Annotated in this window: 16 protein-coding genes; 7 read left to right on the forward strand and 9 right to left on the reverse strand. The window is 73.7% G+C overall.

Annotation, left to right across the window (positions count from 1 at the left end):
• Nucleotides 1–44: 44 nt before the first annotated feature.
• Together ACFV1L_RS28205 and ACFV1L_RS28210 are read left to right on the forward strand one after the other, a co-directional pair.
• Nucleotides 45–1025, forward strand: coding sequence for an Lrp/AsnC family transcriptional regulator (locus tag ACFV1L_RS28205; RefSeq protein ID WP_380370885.1), 981 nt, complete (start codon nucleotides 45–47; stop codon nucleotides 1023–1025).
• A gap of 29 nt (nucleotides 1026–1054) precedes the next feature.
• Nucleotides 1055–1291: a DUF2277 family protein gene (locus ACFV1L_RS28210; RefSeq protein ID WP_380370887.1), complete on the forward strand. Its 237-nt coding sequence runs from the start codon at nucleotides 1055–1057 to the stop codon at nucleotides 1289–1291.
• Here ACFV1L_RS28210 and ACFV1L_RS28215 read toward each other — a convergent pair.
• The 4 genes from ACFV1L_RS28215 to ACFV1L_RS28230 form a co-directional block, all read right to left on the reverse strand.
• The gene (locus ACFV1L_RS28215) at nucleotides 1260–1745 is read right to left on the reverse strand and encodes a hypothetical protein (RefSeq protein ID WP_380370890.1); all 486 of its coding nucleotides are present in this window, start codon (nucleotides 1743–1745) and stop codon (nucleotides 1260–1262) included. The genes ACFV1L_RS28210 and ACFV1L_RS28215 overlap by 32 nt on opposite strands.
• Before the next feature lie 61 nt (nucleotides 1746–1806).
• A complete protein-coding gene (locus ACFV1L_RS28220; protein ID WP_380370891.1) occupies nucleotides 1807–3459 on the reverse strand; it encodes an isovaleryl-CoA dehydrogenase in 1653 nt (550 codons plus the stop codon).
• Nucleotides 3459–4055 carry a TetR/AcrR family transcriptional regulator gene (locus ACFV1L_RS28225; protein WP_380370894.1) on the reverse strand — a complete coding sequence of 199 codons (597 nt, stop codon included), beginning with the start codon at nucleotides 4053–4055 and terminating at the stop codon, nucleotides 3459–3461. The genes ACFV1L_RS28220 and ACFV1L_RS28225 overlap by 1 nt, the downstream gene beginning before the upstream one ends.
• A 99-nt stretch (nucleotides 4056–4154) precedes the next feature.
• Nucleotides 4155–4823, reverse strand: a complete 669-nt coding sequence (locus ACFV1L_RS28230; protein WP_380370897.1) for a TetR/AcrR family transcriptional regulator — start codon at nucleotides 4821–4823, stop codon at nucleotides 4155–4157.
• 66 nt (nucleotides 4824–4889) lie between these two features.
• On the opposite strand from ACFV1L_RS28230, the gene ACFV1L_RS28235 reads away from it, so the two are divergent.
• On the forward strand, nucleotides 4890–6323 hold the full coding sequence (locus ACFV1L_RS28235; protein ID WP_380370899.1) for an aldehyde dehydrogenase family protein: 1434 nt from the start codon (nucleotides 4890–4892) through the stop codon (nucleotides 6321–6323).
• 64 nt (nucleotides 6324–6387) lie between these two features.
• Here the strand turns inward: ACFV1L_RS28235 and ACFV1L_RS28240 are convergent, their stop codons facing one another.
• Nucleotides 6388–7203, reverse strand: coding sequence for a serine protease (locus ACFV1L_RS28240; protein ID WP_380370902.1), 816 nt, complete (start codon nucleotides 7201–7203; stop codon nucleotides 6388–6390).
• A gap of 118 nt (nucleotides 7204–7321) precedes the next feature.
• Complete coding sequence (locus ACFV1L_RS28245; protein WP_380370904.1) at nucleotides 7322–7954, reverse strand: TetR family transcriptional regulator; 633 nt, start codon at nucleotides 7952–7954, stop codon at nucleotides 7322–7324.
• Nucleotides 7955–8055: 101 nt separating this feature from the next.
• Between ACFV1L_RS28245 and ACFV1L_RS28250 the strand changes: the two genes are divergently transcribed.
• The 3 genes from ACFV1L_RS28250 (at nucleotide 8056) to ACFV1L_RS28260 (ending at nucleotide 9258) form a co-directional block, all read left to right on the forward strand.
• Nucleotides 8056–8208 carry a hypothetical protein gene (locus ACFV1L_RS28250; protein WP_380370907.1) on the forward strand — a complete coding sequence of 51 codons (153 nt, stop codon included), beginning with the start codon at nucleotides 8056–8058 and terminating at the stop codon, nucleotides 8206–8208.
• A gap of 15 nt (nucleotides 8209–8223) precedes the next feature.
• The gene (locus tag ACFV1L_RS28255) at nucleotides 8224–8493 is read left to right on the forward strand and encodes a DUF4190 domain-containing protein (RefSeq protein ID WP_380370910.1); all 270 of its coding nucleotides are present in this window, start codon (nucleotides 8224–8226) and stop codon (nucleotides 8491–8493) included.
• A gap of 114 nt (nucleotides 8494–8607) precedes the next feature.
• On the forward strand, nucleotides 8608–9258 hold the full coding sequence (locus ACFV1L_RS28260; protein WP_380370913.1) for an NAD(P)-dependent oxidoreductase: 651 nt from the start codon (nucleotides 8608–8610) through the stop codon (nucleotides 9256–9258).
• Nucleotides 9259–9319: 61 nt separating this feature from the next.
• Here the strand turns inward: ACFV1L_RS28260 and ACFV1L_RS28265 are convergent, their stop codons facing one another.
• Complete coding sequence (locus ACFV1L_RS28265; protein WP_380370916.1) at nucleotides 9320–10885, reverse strand: APC family permease; 1566 nt, start codon at nucleotides 10883–10885, stop codon at nucleotides 9320–9322.
• 340 nt (nucleotides 10886–11225) lie between these two features.
• On the opposite strand from ACFV1L_RS28265, the gene ACFV1L_RS28270 reads away from it, so the two are divergent.
• On the forward strand, nucleotides 11226–12578 hold the full coding sequence (locus ACFV1L_RS28270) for an acyltransferase (RefSeq protein ID WP_380370918.1): 1353 nt from the start codon (nucleotides 11226–11228) through the stop codon (nucleotides 12576–12578).
• A 100-nt stretch (nucleotides 12579–12678) separates the two neighbouring features.
• On the opposite strand, the gene ACFV1L_RS28275 is transcribed toward ACFV1L_RS28270, so the two are convergent.
• On the reverse strand, nucleotides 12679–13251 hold the full coding sequence (locus ACFV1L_RS28275; protein WP_380370921.1) for a class IV adenylate cyclase: 573 nt from the start codon (nucleotides 13249–13251) through the stop codon (nucleotides 12679–12681).
• Nucleotides 13248–13805, reverse strand: coding sequence for a flavoprotein (locus ACFV1L_RS28280; protein ID WP_380370923.1), 558 nt, complete (start codon nucleotides 13803–13805; stop codon nucleotides 13248–13250). Before ACFV1L_RS28280 ends, ACFV1L_RS28275 begins: the two co-directional genes overlap by 4 nt.
• Between the last annotated feature and the right edge of the window lie 215 nt (nucleotides 13806–14020).

Below are 14020 nucleotides of genomic sequence, written 5' to 3' on the forward strand. Positions count from 1 at the left end.
CTTCGGGACGTCCCGGGCGGGGAATTCGACGGGGATCGGACAGCATGGACACGGACGCGGCGGATCCCGCCACGGTGTTGGACGCGCTCGACCGGCAGCTGGTGCACGCGCTGCAGGTGGACGGGCGGGCGGAGGTCGGGCGGATCGCGCAGGTGCTGGGAGTGTCGGCGCGCACCGTGACCAGGCGGCTGGGCCGGCTGCAGGGCACCGGCGCGGTCCGGGTGGTGCGGATGCCGGACACCCGGGCGGCGGCGCTCGACGCGCTGCTGCTGCGGGTGCGGGTGCTGCGCGGCCGGGTCGACGCGATCGCGCTGGCCCTGGCCGCCCGGGACGACGTCCCGTTCGTGGACGTCATGCTGGGCGGGCAGGAGGTGTCGGCGGTGGTGCTCGGCGGCGCGGCCGGACGCGACCGGCTGCTGTACGGGCAGCTCCCGGCCACCGACGCGGTGGTGGAGTCCACCGCGCACGCCGTTCTGCACCTGTTCGCGGACGCCTCGGCGTGGCGCTGCGGCGCGCTGACGGCCGATCAGGAGGCGCTGCTGGCCCCGCCGCCGCCGACCGGCCCGCCGCCGGAGCCGGACCCGCTCGACCACCGCCTGCTGGACCTGCTGGCGGTGGACGCCCGCCGCTCGCACGCCGCGCTGGCCGCGGCCTCGGGCACGCCCGAGTCGACGGTCCGGCGGCGGCTGCGCCGGCTCGCGGAGGGCGGACTGCTGCGGACCCACGTGAGCGTGGACCCGCGGCTGCTGGGCGTCGGGGTGGACGCCAACCTGTGGCTGGAGGTGCCGCCCGGGCGGCTCGCCGCGGCCGGCGCGGCGCTGGCCCGGCACCCGCAGGTGCACGGGGTGCTGGCCACCGGCGGGCCGACCAACCTGATGGCCGCCGTGTTCTGCCCGGACCACGCGGCGCTGTACCGCTTCCACACCGAGGTGCTGGGCGCGCTCGGGGTGCGGCGCGCCGAGACGGCGGTCGTGGCGCGTGCCGTCAAGCGGGCCGGGGTGCGGATCCGCCGGTTCCCCGGCTGAGTGTCGGCCCGGCGGAGCAGACTGGAGGCATGTGCCGAAGCATCAAGACGCTCCGCCCGCCGATGACGCCCGACGCCACCCCCGAGGACGTGCACGCGGCGGCGCTCCAGTACGTCCGGAAGATCTCCGGGTTCCGGGCCCCCGCCGCCCACAACCGGGAGGCGTTCGACGCGGCGGTGGCCGCCGTCGCGGCCGCCACCGCCGAGCTACTGGCCGGGTTGGAGGTGCGCGGCGTCACGCACCGTTCGTCGACCCCGGCCGGATGACCATCAGCACCAGGACGACCGCCCACAGCAGGTTGAACAGGCCCGCGGTCATCGGCAGCATCTTCAGCATGCCGGTGGCCCGGGCCGTCTCCGCCTCCTGGTTCTCGGTCGCGTCCAGCGCGTCCACGGTGGCCTGCTGACCGGGCAGCACGAACAGCAGCAGCACGCCCGCCGCGACGGCGGTCAGCACCATCGAGGCGATCAGCCAGGCGTTGCCCAGCACGTGCATCGCCTGCGCGGTGCCCACGCCGAGCAGCGGCACCGCGATCCCGATCAGCGCGTACACGTTGGTGATCCGGTGCAGCATCCGCACCGAGGCCTGCGCGCTCGCCTGCTCCGGCCCCGCCGCCAGCGCGGCCTTCGCCTTGCGCGGGAACATGCTCACCGTCACCGCGACAGGGCCGACGCACAGCACGGCGACCAGCAGATGCAGACTCAGCAGGAACTTGGCCATCGCCGGCGCAACCCTTCACAGCACACGGGGGAATCGAACTCGCCCGCCACGCTAGCAGCGCTTATCCGTCGCCCCGGGCGCCGGTCGGCAGGGACGGGACGCGGGCGAGGATCGCCTCCGTGTCGACGCCGGCGGGCAGGGTGCCGTAGGCGAGGCCGGAGTCCCCGGCCAGGCGGGTCGCGGTGAACGCCTCGGCGACGGCGGGGTGGCCGTGGCGCAGCAGCACGGACGCCTGGACGGTCAGGGCGAGGCGCTCGACCAGCCGCCGGGTGCGGTACTCCAGGTGCTCGGGGTCGGCGAGGTCCTTGCGGAGGTCGGCGACGGCGGCGTCGAAGTGCCGGTCGAGTCCGCTCGCGGCGTCGAGCTCGGCGAACACGGCGGCCACCGACTCGGGCTGGCGGGCCATCGCGCGCAGCGCGTCCAGCGCGGCGACGTTGCCGGAGCCCTCCCAGATCGACACCAGCGGGGCCTCCCGGTAGAGCCGCGGCATGCCGGACTCCTCGACGTAGCCGTTGCCGCCCAGGCATTCCAGGGCCTCGGCGGCGTGGCCCGGGCCGCGCTTGCACACCCAGTACTTGGCGACGGCCAGGCCCAGGCGGCGGAACCGGGCCTCCTGCTCGTCGCCCCCGAGGGCCCGGTCGGTGGCCTCGGCCAGCCGCATCGCGATCGCGGTGGCGGCCTCCGACTCGACGACCAGGTCCGCGAGGACGTTGCGCATCAGCGGCTGCTCGACCAGCGCCTTGCCGAACGCCCGCCGGTGGGTGGCGTGGTGGACGGCCCGCAGCGCGCCGTACCGCATCGCGGACGCGCCGCCGACGGTGCAGTCCAGCCGGGTCATGTTGACCATCTCGATGATGGTGCGCACCCCGCGGCCCTCTTCGCCGACCAGCCAGCCCACCGCGTCCTCGTACTCGAGCTCCGCGGACGCGTTGGACTTGTTGCCGAGCTTGTCCTTCAGCCGCTGCAGGCGCAGCGCGTTGCGGCTGCCGTCGGGCAGCACCCGCGGCAGCACGAAGCAGGACAGCCCGCCCGGCGCCTGGGCGAGCGTCAGGAACAGGTCGGACATCGGGGCGGAGGTGAACCACTTGTGCCCGACCAGCCGGTACGTGCCGTCGCCGGCCGGGACGGCGCGCGTGGTGTTGGTGCGGACGTCCGAGCCGCCCTGCTTCTCCGTCATCGACATGCCGGCGATCAGCCCGCGCTTGCCGTGCGGCTCGCGCAGCCCGAAGTCGTACTCCCGGGCCGCGAGCAACGGCTCGTACGCGGCCGCCAGTTCGGGGCTGGTGCGCAGGGCCGGCACGGCGGCGTACGTCATCGAGATCGGGCAGGTGTGGCCCGCCTCGACCTGGCCCCAGACGTAGAACTTCGCGGCCCGGGCGGTGTGCGCACCCGGCCGGTCGTCCCGCCACGGCGCCGCGTGCAGGCCGTGCTCGACCGCGGTCCGCATCAACTCGTGCCAGTAGGGGTGGAATTCGACCTCGTCGACCCGGTGCCCGTAGCGGTCGTGGGTGCGCAGCACCGGCGGGTTCTCGTTGGCCAGCCGGCCCCAGTCGGCGGCCCGCTCGGTGCCGGCCAGCCGCCCGAGGGCGTGCAGTTCGCCGGCGGCCCACCCCGCGCCGGCCCGCTCCAGGGCGCCCAGCAGGGTGGGGTCCTCGGCGACGTCGTGCCCGTACGGGTCGGGCACCTGGTTGGTGACCTCGTGGGTGCTTGCCATCAGTGCCCTCCCAGGGCGCGCAGGGTGAAGGTGACGAGCGCGGGCAGCACGGCCTCCGGCGGCTGCCCGTCGGTCAGCGGGCCGACCAGCGCCTCCCCGACCGCGCCGACGATCGCGGCGGCAGTCAATCGGGCTTCCTGGGGCGGGAGTTGGCCGGCCGCGACGGCCCGGTCGATCCGCCCGGCGATCAGGTCCCGGAACGCCCGCCGGAACACCAGCCGCTCGGCCTCGACGACCGTGTCGGCGGGCTCGGCGAGCAGCGCGTACGCCAGCCGCGGCGACTTCATGGCCCGGGCGGCGAAGGTCGCCACCACCGCGGCGATCCCGTCCAGCGGATCCGCCGCCCGCTCGGCCGCCTCCGTGACGGCGTCGATCTCCCGGCCGCAGACCGTCCGGAACAGCGTCACCGCGAGATCGGCCTTGCCGTCGAAGTGCTGGTACATGCTGCCGGTGGCGATCCCGGCCCGCTCCGCGACGGCCGCCATCGAACACCCCGCGTACCCGCGCTCCGCGAGCAGCGCGACGGCGGCCCGCACGACGGCCTCGCGCTGCCCGTCGAGCCGGGCCTGAACGGCGGCGGTGCGTCGATAGGCCACGCCAAGGATTGAAGCACCGATTCACCGCTTCAGAAAGACCATCGGCGAAAGCCCCGTCGGGGGCTCGGGGAACGGCGAGGCCGAGCTGCGGGCGCGCGGTCAGAACCGCTTCGGGTCGACGGCCGCCCCCGGAGCCCCCACCGCCCGGAGCGCGAACGGCAGGAAGCGGTCGGCCGTGGCCTGCGCCGTGGCCGGGTCGACCTGGTCCGGGCGGGGGGTGAGCAGGAAGCGGCTCATGAGCGGCCCGACCACCACCGCGCCGAGCAGCTCCGCGTCCGGGACGGCCCCGATCTCGCCGCGCTCCACCGCCCGTCGCACCGCCTCGTCGACGCGCCGGTGCACGGGTTCGAGGAAGGCGGTGGTGAGGGCGTCGGCCAGCGCGGTGTTCTGGGCGGCCTCGCCGACCAGTGCCTGCATCAGGCGGCCGGGCTCGCCGGTGAGCGCCGCGGCCTTGTCGCGGAGCAGGACCCGCAGGTCGCCTTCGAGGCTGCCGGTGTCGGGCTGGGCGCGGACGTCCTCGATGTGGGTGGCGGCCGCGGCGACGACCAGTTCGTCCTTGGAGGACCAGCGCCGGTACAGGGTGGCGGTGGAGACGCCGGCGCGGGCGGCGACCGCGGCGGTGGTCAGGGCGCGGTAGCCGCTCTCGGCGAGGACGGCCAGGGTGGCGTCCAGGATGGCCCGGTCGCGGGCGGCGTCGCGGGGGCGGCCCCGGCGCGGCGCGCTCTTCGCGGCCGGCTGCGGGGTCGCTGGGGGTGCGGTGCGGGTCATGGGGACCAGGTTACGGGGCGAGCCAAAACGAAACGAAACTCCTTCGTTTCGTTTAAGCTCGACGCCATGAACGCTCCCACCGGCGTTTCCACGCCCGCCCAGCCCCTGCCCGCCGCCGCCCCGGCCGCCGCCGCTCCCGCCGTCGTCGTCGCCCGCCTGCAGGCCGCATTCGCCACCGGCCGGACCAGGCCGATCGCCTGGCGGAAAGCCCAACTCCGCGCCCTGCGGAGCCTGTTGGTCGAGCAGGAGGAGGTGTTCGCCGCCGCCCTGGAGGCCGACCTCGGCAAGAGCCCGACCGAGGCGTACGTCACCGAGATCGGGTTCACGATCAAGGAGATCGACCACACCCTGCGCCACCTGGCCCGCTGGCTGCGCCCGCGCCGGGTCGCGGTGCCGCTGGCGCTCGCGCCGGCCCGGGCCCGCACCGTGCGCGAGCCGCTCGGCACGGTGCTGGTGATCAGCCCGTGGAACTACCCGCTGCAGCTGGCGCTGGCACCCCTGGTCGGTGCGCTCGCCGCCGGCAACTGCGTGCTGGTGAAGCCCAGCGAGCTCGCCCCGGCGACCTCGGCGGCGCTCGCGCACTGGCTGCCGCGGGTGCTCGATCCGCAGGCCGTGGCCGTGGTCGAGGGCGGCGTGCCGGAGACCACCGCCGTACTGGAGCAGCGCTTCGACCACGTCTTCTACACCGGCAACGGGGCCGTCGGCCGGATCGTGATGGCCGCCGCGGCCCGCCATCTCACGCCCGTGACGCTGGAGTTGGGCGGCAAGAGCCCCGCCGTGGTGGATCCGGGCGCCGATCTGGCGGCGGCGGCCCGCCGGATCGTCTGGGGCAAGTTCATGAACGCGGGCCAGACCTGCGTCGCCCCCGACTACGTGCTGGCGATCGGCGACACCGCGCCCGCGCTGGAGTCCGAACTGACCGCCGCGATCCGCGAGATGTACGGCGAGGACCCGTCCCGCAGCGCGGACTACGGGCGGATCGTCAACGAGCGCCACTTCGACCGGCTGACGGCGCTGCTGGCGGACGGCCGGCTGGTGACCGGCGGCGGCCACGACCGGGCCGAGCGCTACCTGGCGCCGACGGTGCTGGCGGACGTCGACCCGCAGGCGCCGGTGATGCGCGAGGAGATCTTCGGCCCGGTGCTGCCGATCGTCCGGGTGCCGGACCTGGACGCCGCGATCGCGTTCATCACGGCCCGGGACAAGCCGCTGGCGCTGTACGCCTTCACGGCGTCCGCGCGGACCCGGCGGCGACTGACCGCCGAGACCTCCTCGGGGGCGCTGTCGTTCGGCATCCCGAACGCCCATCTCACCGTCCCCGGGCTGCCGTTCGGCGGTGTCGGCGAGAGCGGGCAGGGCGGCTACCACGGCCGGTACTCGGTGGACACGTTCAGCCACACCAAGGCGGTGCTGGCGAAGCCGCTGGCCCTGGACACCCTGCGACTGGCCTACCCGCCGTTCACCCCGGGGAAGTCCCGGCTGCTGCGCCGCCTGCTCTGACCGGCGAACGCGCGCAGCCACCCGAGGAGGGGATGCCCGGGTGGCTGCGCGCGGGTGGGCTCGGCTACGGGCGGGGCAGCACGCAGCCTGCCCGGGTCAGGTCGAGCACGTTGCCGGCGGCGAAGCAGTTCGGGATGGTGTAGGTCTCCTGGGCGTAGCCGATGCCCTGGTGGATCGCCACCGCGCCGTTCGGGTCCACCTCGCACGGGTTGTTCAACGTACAGGTCTGGCCGTCCTCGTTCATGGTGTTGTTCACGGCGACGACCTGGCCGCTGTTGACGTCGACCACCGGGGAGCCGGAGGTGCCGCCGATGATGTTGCAGCCGGAGGTGTAGCGCAGCGAGTCCTTGAAGGTCCAGCCGCCCTCCTTCAACTGGTAGGCGAAGCCGTCCACGTTGCAGGAGTAGATGGTCTTCCAGTAGCCCGAGGGGACCTTGATCGCGCTGCCGGCCACCGGGTGGGTGGTGGACATGGTCAGCGGCGATATCCCGTAGCGGCTCTTGATGCTCGCGTAGGTGGTGCTCAGCCGGTAGATCGTGACGTCGGTGTCGGTCATCGTCGAGTAGACGACCCGGTTGGCGCGCACCGTGCCGAGGCTGCCGCCGGTGGAGCTGAGCAGGGTGAAGCTGCGCGAGGACGCCTTGTCGGTGATCACCTGGCCGGGCGACGGCATGCCGGTCTCCAGGCAGTGGCCGTTGGTGAGGATCAGCCCGGGGTCGGTGTCCACCGAGTTGGGCATCCGGATCAGCGAGCCGGAGCAGTTGCTGAGCGCGACCGTCCCGGCCAGGTTCACGGTGACGGCGGACGCGGGGGTGGCGGTGACCAGGGCGGTCCCGGCGAGCAGGACGGTGCCGAGCGCGCCGATGAGCGGCTTCTTCATGAGGGTGCCTCTCGGGATGCGGGGTCCCTGTGGGGGTGCCGTGGGGTCCCCCTAAATTGGCGCGCCCATGACATCCTGTCAAGGGCGGCGGCACCCTCGACCGCCGCCCGACGGTCCGTCAACCCGCCTTCCAGTGACGGCTTCCCAGGTGGATCAGCCGCAACTGGGTGCGCGCCGTCCCCGCGATCGCCGCCCGCTCGGCCGGGTCGGCCTCGACCAGCGCCAGCGCGGTGCTGACCATCCGGTCCACGTACAGCTCGGCCAGCATCCGGCGGTCGCCCGCCGACCAGTCGGCCAGCTCCGGGCGCAGCGCCAGCAGCTCGGCCAACTCCTCGGCGAAGCGCCGCAGTTCCGTGCCGACCGCGTCCCGCACCGGCTTCACCCCGCCGTGCCGTTCGCGGGCCAGGAAGCGGATGTACGCGGCGTGCTCGGCGACGTGGGCGTCGATCACCTCGACCGAGCGGTCGATCAGCTGCTCCGGGCCACCGCTGCCGGCGAACACCGCGCGGACCATCTCGTGCAGGTTGGCCAGCGACTCCTGGACCAGCACCACGCCCAGTTCGGCCAGGTCGGCGAAGTGCCGGTAGAAGCCGGCCGGGGACAGGCCGGCGGCCCTGGTCACCTCGCGCACGCCGAGGCCGCTCAGGTTCTGCTGCTCCAGCAGGGCGAGCGCGGCGTCCAGCAGGGCGCGGCGACTGGCCTGCTTCTGGGCCTGCCGGCTCCTGGGAGTCGGGTGGGGGGTCTCGATCACGGCGTTCAGTAAACAACTGTTTGCCCAAAATGGCCAGCGCCGCTAGAGTACTGACCAGCTTTCAGCGAACAGTTGTTAGCCGAAATTGGGAAGGTGTCATCGTGCTGCTCTTCGCCCTGCTCGCCCTCGGCCTGCTCGCCGGGGCCGCCGCCCACCTGCCCGGCCCGGTGTTCCTGGTCGCCGCCGCCGCCGTCGCCGGCTGGCTGCTGCTGTTCGCGGCCCGCGAGCGGCTCGCCCGCACCCACCGCCACTGACCAGGAGGGTCCGCCGTGTCCACCCCGCGCACCACCGCCCCGCGCACCACCCGCCCGGAGGCCGACCAGCTCGCGGTCGCCTCCTTCGTCCTCGGCCTGCTCGGCCTGCTGCTGTTCAACCTGGTCCTCGGCCCGCTGGCCGTCGCCCTCGCCGCGCTCGCCCTGCACCGCGGCACCGCCCGCCCGGTCCGGGCCCGCCTCGGCCTGCTCCTCGGCCTCGCCGACCTGGCCGTCCTCGCCGCCACCGTGGCCGCCGGCCACGGCTCCCTGTTCCACCTGGGCTGACCGGGCGGCTGTCGGTTTTTCACCATGGGCTGTCGGCTCGGCACCTCGTCCACCGGGCACGGCCCGCCGTACCGTCGGACAGCAGACGGAAAACGGCAAAGGAGACCCTCCACCATGAGCACCATCACCCTGTACGGCGCCACCGGCACCATCGGCTCCCGGGTGCTGGCCGAGGCGCTGCGCCGCGGCCACACCGTCACCGCCGTGGTCCGCGACCCCGCGAAGCTGACGCTCAGCCACCCCGCGCTGACCGTGGCGGTCGGCGACGTGCTGGACCCGGCGTCGGTCGCCGAGCACGCCAAGGGCGCGGACGTCGTGGTCAGCGCGGTCGGCGGCGGGGACGGCCCGGGCCACCAGGCGCTGATCGAGCCGTCCTTCGAGTCGCTGGTGGCGGGCCTGCGCACGCTGGGCGCGGACGCGCCGCGGCTGATCACGGTGGGCGGCGCGGGCTCGCTGCGCACGCCCGACGGAAAGCAGGTGTGGGACGCCGAGGGCCTGCCGGAGTTCCTGCTGCAGATCATGCACGCGCACGGCGACGCGCTGGACTACCTGCGCACCGTCACCGACCTGCGGTGGACCAACCTCTCCCCGGCCGGCACCATCGCCCCCGGCGAGCGCACCGGCGCCTACCGCACCGGCCTGGAGGACCTGCTGATCGGCGCGGACGGCGAGAGCCGGATCTCCACCGAGGACTACGCGGTGGCCCTGGTCGACGAGATCGAGCAGCCGAAGCACATCGGCGAGCGCTTCACCGTCGCGTACTGACGGCGCGCCCCGAACGCACGAAGGGCCCCGGTTCCGGGGCCCTTCGCACGTGCTCCCCGGCTCAGTCGGGGATGATCAGCGCGGGGGTGTCGCGGGTGAGCACCTCGCCGCGGAAGAACGCGGGGCTGCGGCGGACCATCACGGCCATCACGACCAGGCCCAGCGCCAGCAGACCGGCACCGACCACGAAGACGCTGCCGATGCCGAACACCGAACTGCCGCTGCCGTAGGACGGGTCGATCATGTCGACCATCGACTTGCCGAAGATCGCGGCCAGGGTGACGCCGCCGATCACCGGGAAGACCACCTTGAGCACCGCGTCGCGCAGCGACCTGCGGAAGTCGCCGCGGAAGTACCAGGCGCAGGCGAACGCGGTCAGCGAGTAGTAGAAGCAGATCATCAGCGTCAGTGCGGCGATGGTGTCGGCCAGCACGTGCGAACTGACCAGCGTCATCACGGTGTAGAACGCGCCGGTGCCGACGCCGGCCGTGACGATCGCCCGGCCCGGGGTCTTGTACCGCTCGTTGACCGTGGTGAAGGAGGCGGGCAGCGCCTCGTAGACGCTCATCGCCAGCACGGTGCGGCTGACCGGGATGAAGGTGGTCTGCAGGCTGGCGGAGGCGGAGGCCAGCACGGCGACGAACAGCAGCACACCGAGGACCGGGCCCATCACCGGGCCGGCCAGCACGGCGAGCACGTTGGACGAGGTCTCCGGGTTGCCGAGGCCGGTGCCGGTGGTGCCGACGCCCGCGTACATCTGCACCGCGACGGCGGTGAACAGGTAGGAGCCGACCAGCACGACCATGGCGAGCATCGCGGCCCGCCCGGGGGTCTTCTCGCTGCCGCCGGTCTCCTCGTTGGCGCTCAGGCAGGCGTCCCAGCCCCAGTACATGAACAGCGACAGCGACAGGCCGGCCACGAACGCGGTGAAGGAGCTGGCCGCGAACGGGTTGAGCCAGCTCCAGGAGAAGTGCAGCGACCCGGCGGCGCCGTGGCCGGTGGCCTTGACGACCGCCATGACGCCGAACAGGCCCAGGACGGCCAGTTGCAGGCCGACCAGGGCGTATTGGACGCCCTTGGTGGCGGTCATGCCGCGGTAGCTGATCATCGTGGCGATCGCGATCAGCCCCAGGCAGGTGACCACGTGCACCAGCTTGTTGTCGTTGAGCGCGGCGACCGAGTCGCTGCGGGTGATCTCGCCGAGCAGCAGGTACAGGTACTCGGTGGCGACGCCCGCGAGGTTGGACAGCACGATGATGGTGGCGATCACCAGGCCCCAGCCGCACATCCAGCCGACCTTCGGGCCGAACGCCTTCACCGTCCAGGTGAAGGAGGTCCCGCTGTCGGGGATCGCCTTGTTCAGCTCCCGGTAGGCGAAGGCCACCAGCATCATCGGCAGGAAGCCGGCCAGGAAGAGCGCCGGCATCTGCAGGCCGACGGCTGCCACGGTGGTACCCAGCGTCGTGGTCAGGCAGTACACCGGGGCAACCGTGGACACGCCGATCACGGCGTTGCCGAGCAGGCCCACCGAGTTGCTGTTGAGGCCCTTGGACCGGACGCCGCCGGGGGCGTCCGACCCGGCGGCGACGTCGGCGCCGGGCCGCGGGCGATTGTCGAGCTGAACCATGCGGGAACCGTAACTCCCACTGTTTCCGCAGCTTGTCAGGGTGACAGCCCACCGTTTACCTGGGTTTCAATGCACTGATAGGCTCAGTTTCCGTCGATTGCATGATCGTCCAAGGGGATTCGCCTTCGTTTCGGCCCCGCAAGTCGGGTCTCATCCCGGGACGAAAACCGCACCTCGCCCCGTTCCGGCCCTTTCGGACATCAGTATGAGAAACGCCACATACCTGTCCGAAGCAGGAACCGGTCCCCCGGACGCCGCGTCAACGACCGTTCGAACACCTCTGGTTTCCGCCGCCCGCAGGCCCCTATGGTTCCCCCGTCACTCCAGGGAGGGGACCGGCATGACCGGCACGCTGACGTCCGACACCGAAATCCGCACCGTCCGGGCCGGCCGCCCCGGGCCCGGTCCCGTCCGCTGCTCCGTCGGCGACCTGCTGCTCGCCGACCTCCCCGTCTCCGTGGTCCTCTTCCACGACCGCCACCTCGACGCCGACGCCCTCGCCGCCGGACTCGCCCGCGCCCTCGACCGGCTGCCCGAGTTCGCCGGCCGCCTGCGCACCGGCACCGACGGCGACCTCCACATCGACACCGACGACTCCGGCGTCCCCTTCACCGTCGCCGACGCCCCCTGGATCCTCACCGAGGCCCTCGACCGGACGGCACTGCCCGCCAACGGCCTGGTCGACCACGTCCGCGCCGCCGACGCCCGCCGCGAACGCCTGCCGCTGCTCACCGTCCGGCTCAACCGCCTCGCCGACGGCACCGGCGCCCTCGGCGTCTCCTGGCACCACGCCGTCGGCGACATGCACACCTTCGCCCTGCTGCTGCGCACCTGGTCCGCCTGCACCGAGGGCACCGCACCGCCCGCCCTCTCCCCCACCGCCGACCGCGACCGCCAACTCGACGCCCACCTGCCCGCCCAGGACGGCGGCACCCCCTCGCTGCGCCTGCCCTCCCCCGAGGAGGCCGCCGAACTGCGGCGCACCGTCGCCGCCGCCGGCCTCGCCAACCGCACCGTGCAGCTCTGGTTCTCCTCCGCCGAGGCCGAACGCCTGCGCACCGCCCTCGCCGCCGAGGCCGGCCGCCGGCTCTCCGTCAACGACGCGTTCTGCGCCCACCTGCTGCACACCCTGCGCGAACTCGACGGCCGGGCGGACCGGGAACAGACCCTCACCGTGCCGGTCAACCTGCGACGCATCCTCGGCCTGCCCGACGGCGCCCTCGGCAACCTGCTCGGCGAGATCCGCCTGCCGCTCCGCCCCGGCACTACCCCCGCCCGGTACGCCGCCGAACTGCGCACCGCCGTCGAGGAGTTCACCGAACGGCACCTCTCCGCCCGGAGCAACCTGCGGTTCCTGCGGAGCATCGGACCGGACCGGATCACCGACTGCGTGCCCGCCGGCTTCGACCCCGCCCGACGCACCCTCACCCTCTCCAGCTGGTGCCGCCTCGGCCTGCACGACCTCCCGCTGGCCGGCCACCGCCCGATCGCCTTCAGCCCCGCCGCCACCCTCCAACTCCCCTGGAGCTCCTGGCTCGTCGAAGGCCCCGGCGGCGAAGGACTGCTCTGCACCCTGGTGCTCCCGACCCGCCTCGCCGCGAAGCTGCGCGGCGAGGCGGCGCAGGCCCTCCTGCACCGCTACCGGGAGGACTCCGACCCGCTTCCGTCCGTCGGACCGCGCAAGCTGCTCTGAACGTCGGGCCGGGCTCGGCTTCCGCCCGACGGGCTGCCCACGCTGCGCCGGGCGTCGGGCCGCACGCCGGCTCGCGCGTCGGCCCGCAGGCTGGTCGGCCTCAGTGCGCGATCCTCTCCCGGACGACGGCGTCCGTGTACAGCTCGGTGGTGAGGTCCGCGTCCGGCACGCCGAGGCGGCGCAGCGCGCGGCGGACGGCCGCCAGGGCCGCCGGCAGGTCCGCGGCGTCCCGGGCCGGGGTCTCCACCTCCAGGAACACTCCGGCCAGTTCGGGCACCTCCACCACGGTCGCCAGCAGCGGACGGCCGTCCTCGGTCAACTCCCAGTTCCGGCAGTGCTTCTCGAAGGCGAGCGTCTCCACCAGGCCGGCCCCGCGCAGGATCGCCCGCGCCGCCGCCGGGTCACCGACCGCCGTCTCGGTCTCCGGCTTCGACCCCGACGCCTCGTCCACCGCCGCACCCTTGTAGGTCAGCACCGCCCGCGTCCCGGCCGCCCCGGTCACCGTCCGCACCCGCACCTCGGCCCCGCCCGCCCCCAACTCCCCACCGGGACGGTCGAAGTACACGTCCCGGTACACCTCCTCCCGTCCCGGCTCCCCGGCCCACGCCGTCAGCCGCGCCACCAGTCCCGCCGGGTCCGCCACCCGGGCCTTCAACTCCGCCTCAATCGTCACCGCCCCAGCACCTCCGCCACCGCCCGCAGCGCCGCGTCCCACGGATACGGGCGGGCGTCACCGCTGCCGGGCTCGCTCGGGACGAAGCCGCCCGCACCGAGCAGGACGTGAACGCCCGCCCCGCGCAGCGTCGCCACACTGCGGACGAACTGGGGGTGGGCGGCGAGCGCCGTGTTGACGCACGGCATGACGAGCACCGGGACGCCCTTGCCGAGAGCCTCGGCCGCGTAGCCGACCACCCAGGACGTGGTCAGGCCGAGAGCCAGGCTGTTGAAGGAGTTGAACGTGGCCGGGGCGAACAGCACCGCGTCCGGCGGCGGCAGCACATCCGGCTGCCCCGGCCACCGGTACGCCGACTTCACCGGATACCCCGTCAACTCCTCCAACTCAGGCACCTGCGCCTCCAACCACCCCCGCGCCGTCGGCGTCAGCCCGACCGCCACCTCCCACCCCCGCCCCCGAGCCTCCCGCACCGCCCCGGGCAACCCGAACACCGCCCCCGCCGCCGCCCCCAACACGTACACCACCGGCCGGCCGGCCCCACCGTTCTCCATCCCGCCATGCAACCGGGCCACCAGCCGCCCCGCAATCACCTCCCGCCGACGAAACGAGAGGAGCGGCCCCCGGGACCGCGATCGGGTCCGGGGCTGCTGTCACTGGTCACACCGTGTCTCCACCGCCTACTTCCACCTGCTGTCAGCCCGCGCCGGGGCGGCCCTTGAGGAAGTGGCGAAACTCGCAACCAGCCAGCCCCTCTATGACGTCTCCC

It is taken from the genome of Kitasatospora sp. NPDC059646, assembly GCF_042734615.1.
GTDB lineage: Bacteria > Actinomycetota > Actinomycetes > Streptomycetales > Streptomycetaceae > Kitasatospora.

What these genes read in the sequence shown, in the direction of transcription:
- ACFV1L_RS28235 (WP_380370899.1), top strand. Translation starts at nt 4,890, where the DNA reads ATGAACGCTCCCACCGGCGTTTCCACGCCCGCCCAGCCCCTGCCCGCC.
- ACFV1L_RS28280 (WP_380370923.1), bottom strand. Translation starts at nt 13,805, where the DNA reads ATGGAGAACGGTGGGGCCGGCCGGCCGGTGGTGTACGTGTTGGGGGCG.
- ACFV1L_RS28230 (WP_380370897.1), bottom strand. Translation starts at nt 4,823, where the DNA reads ATGACCCGCACCGCACCCCCAGCGACCCCGCAGCCGGCCGCGAAGAGC.
- ACFV1L_RS28215 (WP_380370890.1), bottom strand. Translation starts at nt 1,745, where the DNA reads ATGGCCAAGTTCCTGCTGAGTCTGCATCTGCTGGTCGCCGTGCTGTGC.
- ACFV1L_RS28240 (WP_380370902.1), bottom strand. Translation starts at nt 7,203, where the DNA reads ATGAAGAAGCCGCTCATCGGCGCGCTCGGCACCGTCCTGCTCGCCGGG.
- ACFV1L_RS28210 (WP_380370887.1), top strand. Translation starts at nt 1,055, where the DNA reads ATGTGCCGAAGCATCAAGACGCTCCGCCCGCCGATGACGCCCGACGCC.
- ACFV1L_RS28205 (WP_380370885.1), top strand. Translation starts at nt 45, where the DNA reads ATGGACACGGACGCGGCGGATCCCGCCACGGTGTTGGACGCGCTCGAC.
- ACFV1L_RS28270 (WP_380370918.1), top strand. Translation starts at nt 11,226, where the DNA reads ATGACCGGCACGCTGACGTCCGACACCGAAATCCGCACCGTCCGGGCC.
- ACFV1L_RS28265 (WP_380370916.1), bottom strand. Translation starts at nt 10,885, where the DNA reads ATGGTTCAGCTCGACAATCGCCCGCGGCCCGGCGCCGACGTCGCCGCC.
- ACFV1L_RS28220 (WP_380370891.1), bottom strand. Translation starts at nt 3,459, where the DNA reads ATGGCAAGCACCCACGAGGTCACCAACCAGGTGCCCGACCCGTACGGG.
- ACFV1L_RS28260 (WP_380370913.1), top strand. Translation starts at nt 8,608, where the DNA reads ATGAGCACCATCACCCTGTACGGCGCCACCGGCACCATCGGCTCCCGG.